This window comes from Paraburkholderia sp. BR13444, from assembly GCF_040948755.1.
In the GTDB taxonomy this organism is placed as follows: domain Bacteria; phylum Pseudomonadota; class Gammaproteobacteria; order Burkholderiales; family Burkholderiaceae; genus Paraburkholderia; species Paraburkholderia youngii.
In genome coordinates, this window is the sequence record NZ_JBFPKM010000056.1 from 1 (window position 1) to 358 (window position 358).

The 358-nt window shown below is 64.8% G+C and carries 1 pseudogene; it reads right to left on the reverse strand.

Annotated elements, in window-relative coordinates:
- Positions 1-358 (reverse strand): annotated as a pseudogene (locus AB3X95_RS38965) (adhesin); the annotation flags it as partial.

The window sequence follows — 358 nt, forward strand, 5'->3', positions numbered from 1 at the left end:
CGTACAGCTGGCTGCCGTTGATCGCGTCAACGCTCGATGCGTTCACGGCGCCATTCGCCACGCCCGTCACCGTGCGGTTACCCGCCGCGCCCGCCACGTTCACCACCGTGCCGTCCATGTCCTTCGCTACCGTGATGTCGCGCGTGTTCGCGTCCTGCTGTACCAGACCCACCGTACCTTCGGACAACTGATTCTGCACGCTCGCGATGTTGGTCGCGTTCTGCGCAATGTCGCCCGTGTTCTGCGTCGTGCGACCGTCGAGGTTCGTCACGGCTTCGGCCACGCTGTACACCGTCGTGCCACCCACGCTGAACTTCGGCGCGCTGATCGAGCCATCCGCAAGCACGATCGAACCACC